The organism is Nitratidesulfovibrio liaohensis (assembly GCF_011682075.1).
In the GTDB taxonomy this organism is placed as follows: domain Bacteria; phylum Desulfobacterota; class Desulfovibrionia; order Desulfovibrionales; family Desulfovibrionaceae; genus Cupidesulfovibrio; species Cupidesulfovibrio liaohensis.
The window spans coordinates 1-3,217 of record NZ_VSMK01000324.1 but is presented as its reverse complement, the minus strand read 5'-3'; the positions used below and the strand labels follow the sequence as shown (position 1 = coordinate 3,217).

Genomic DNA, 3,217 nt, shown 5'->3' with positions numbered 1-3,217 from the left:
CGCGCGGGGGCAGCGCGGCCCCCGTGCCCACGCCGCGCGGGTAGCGTATGGCTACCGGCGCATCCAGGGCCAGGGCGGTGTGCATGGCGTGGCGCAGTTGCGCCTCGTCGCGCGGGGCCAGGATGTGCATGTTGGGAATGTGGCGCAGATAGGAAATATCGAACACCCCGTGATGGGTGGGGCCGTCTTCGCCCACCAGGCCCGCGCGGTCCACGCAGAAGACCACCGGCAGGTTCTGAATGCACACGTCGTGCACCACCTGGTCGTACGAGCGTTGCAGGAAGGTGGAATAGATGGCCACGAACGGGCGCAGCCCCTGCGTGGCAAGGCCCGCGGCAAAGGTCACCGCGTGCTGCTCGCAGATGCCCACATCCACGAACCGCTCCGGGTGGCGCGTACAGAAACAGCTGGTGCCGGTGCCCTCGGGCATGGCGGCGGTAATGGCCATGACCCGTTTGTCCTCGTCGGCCAGCATGCACAGGGTTTCGCCGAACACGTCGGTGAAGCTGGGCATCGCAGGGGCATCGGCCAGCTTGGCCGCCTTGCCCGTTTCCGGCTCGAAGCGGCCCACGCCGTGGAAATGGGTGGGATTGGTCTCTGCCGGGGCGTAGCCCTTGCCCTTGCGGGTCAGCACGTGCAGCAGCACCGGCTCGTCCAGGGTGCGGGCCATGTCGAAGGTGCGGGTCAGCGCCTTGACGTCATGCCCGTTCACCGGGCCGATGTAGTTGAACCCGAACGCCTCGAACAGCATGCCCGGCGTGAAGAACCCCTTCAGGCTGTGCTCGCTGCGCTTGGCGTAGCCCAGCATGTCCTCGCCGATGCCGGGGATGGAACGCATGAAGGTTTCCATGTCCTTCTTCATGCGGCGCACCCAACGCTTGGACAGGTTGCGGCTGAGGAACAGCGACAACGCCCCCACGTTCTTGGAAATGGACATCTCGTTGTCGTTCAGCACGACAATGAGCTTGCGGTCCATGGCCCCGGCCTGGTTCAGCCCTTCGAAGGCAAGCCCGGCGGTCATGGAGCCGTCGCCGATGACGGCCACCACATTGTTGTCGCCCCCGGCCAGGTCGCGCGCCATGGCCATGCCCAGCGCGGCGGAAATGGACGTGGAGGAATGACCGACGCCAAAGTGGTCGTACGGGCTTTCCGCCATCTTGGGAAAGCCGCTGATGCCGCCGCCGCGCCGCAGGGTGTGGAAGCTGGCGGCGCGCCCCGTCAGCAGCTTCCAGGCGTACGCCTGATGTCCCACGTCCCAGACGACCTTGTCACGGTCGACGTCGAACGAGGTCAGCAGGGCGATGGTCAGTTCCACCACCCCCAGCGAGGGGGCAAGGTGCCCGCCGTTGCGGGACACGGTGGCGATGATGCGCTGGCGCAGTTCGTCGGCCAGTTGCTGCACCTGTTCCGGCGTCAGCCCGGCCACGTCGCGCGGGCTGGCTATGGAGTCCAGAAGGGGCGTGCCCACAAGCTGCCCTTGGGGATAGCGCGAGGGCGGTAGCTGCTCGGTCATGCGTGGGTATCCGTTATCGGGCCGCGCGGGGCGCGCCCGGTGATGCAAGGCGTTGTTGTCGTGCCGTACAATGCACTCTGGTGCGGGCGCTAGCTGGCTCTGTCTACAATATAGCTCGCCAGGCTGCGCAGGAAGTCTGCGTCCGGGCCGGTGTAGGGCGACAGCCGTTCGATGGCCGCGTCGGCCCGTTCACGGGCCAGGGCGCGGCTGCGCTCCACGCCCAGCAGCGAAGGATAGGTGGTCTTGCCCTGCTCCGCGTCGCTGCCCACGGGCTTGCCGATTTCCGCCTCGTCGCCCACCTCGTCGAGGATGTCGTCCACGATCTGGAAAGCCGCGCCGATGTGCGCGCCGTAATCGGCTATGCGGGCCAGCGCGTCGGCATCGGCATCCGCCAGCAACGCGCCGGACAGGCACGACGCGCGCAGCAGCGCCCCGGTCTTCATGGCGTGCATGGCGGCCATTTCATCCAGGGTAACGCCCGTGCGGCCGGTGTATTCCATGTCCAGAGCCTGGCCACCCACCATGCCGGGGGCACCGGCGGCGCGGGCAACGACGCGCAGGGCGGCAAGCACGTTGGCGGCGGGGATGACGGCGTTGGCGGCGTTTTCGTCACCTGCTGCGGCCCCGACGCCAGCCCCGACGCCGGCCATGAAATCGAAGGCGTCGGTGAGCAGGCCGTCACCGGCCAGAATGGCCGTGGCCTCGTCGAACATCCTGTGGTTCGAGGGCTTGCCGCGCCGCAGGTCGTCGTCGTCCATGGCGGGCAGGTCGTCGTGGATGAGCGAATAGGTGTGGATCATCTCTATGGCGGCGGCAAAGGGCATCACCCGCTCCACGGGCAGGCCGAACAGTGCGGCGGTGGTCAGGCACAGCACCGGGCGCACCCGCTTGCCGCCCGCGTTCAGGCTGTATTCCATGGAGGCGCGCAGCCGCGCGGGAATGCCCCTGTCGGCCAGGCACGCGGCCAGATAGCGTTCCACCCCGGCGGCAGCATCGCGCAACCGGGCCTTGATCTCACTCGGCGTCAGCATCGTCCCCCATCCCTTCAAATTCTGTCAGGCCGCTTTCGGTGAACAGGCGTATCTCGTTCCGGGCCGTGCGCAGCCGGTCGCGGCAGGCGCGGGACAGGCCAAGTCCTTCCTTGTACAGGGCCACGCTGCGCTCCAACGGCAGATCGCCCGCTTCCAGCGCGGCCACCACCTCTTGCAGGCGGGCCATGGCGGCTTCGTAATCCACTGCGGCCTCGGCCTTTTCCACAACGCCATCAACCCCAACAACACCAACTGGGGCGTCTGCCCCCGCATTCTTTCGTGCGCGCGCGGCCATGCGTTACTCCCGTGTGGTCGCGCCCGTGTTCGCGGGCGCGATATCCAGCAATACCTGAGGGTCCACCATGTCGCCAAGCACCGCCATGCCGAAATGCAGGTGCGGCCCGGTGACCCGGCCCGTGCTGCCCACCTTGCCGATGACCTGACCCTGCGCCACCATCTGGCCGGGGGCCACGTCCAAGGCGGAGAGGTGAAAATACATGCTGACCACGCCCATGCCATGGTCGATGTACACGGAATTGCCCGCAAAATAATGATTCTCGGCCAGCACCACCCGCCCGGCAGCGCAGGCCGTCACCGGTTCGCCCGCCTCGCCGCGCAGGTCCAGCCCGCGATGCGGCGCGCGCGGTTCGCCGTTGAACACCCGGCGCAGGCC

At 67.8% G+C, this 3,217-nt stretch carries 4 protein-coding genes; all 4 read right to left on the bottom strand.

From position 1 onward, the window contains the following. Positions 1 to 1,513, bottom strand: a 1,513-nt coding sequence (gene dxs, locus FVW27_RS11345; protein ID WP_243838374.1) for a 1-deoxy-D-xylulose-5-phosphate synthase, incomplete at its 3' end; no start/stop codon positions are given. An 89-nt stretch (positions 1,514 to 1,602) separates the two neighbouring features. After that, positions 1,603 to 2,544, bottom strand: coding sequence for a polyprenyl synthetase family protein (locus FVW27_RS11340; protein ID WP_167125208.1), 942 nt, complete (start codon positions 2,542 to 2,544; stop codon positions 1,603 to 1,605). Beyond that, a complete protein-coding gene (locus tag FVW27_RS11335) occupies positions 2,528 to 2,770 on the bottom strand; it encodes an exodeoxyribonuclease VII small subunit (protein WP_341806129.1) in 243 nt (80 codons plus the stop codon). The genes FVW27_RS11340 and FVW27_RS11335 overlap by 17 nt, the downstream gene beginning before the upstream one ends. Before the next feature lie 72 nt (positions 2,771 to 2,842). Next, positions 2,843 to 3,217 (bottom strand): M23 family metallopeptidase (locus FVW27_RS11330; protein ID WP_167125204.1); only part of this gene is annotated, 375 nt, incomplete at its 5' end.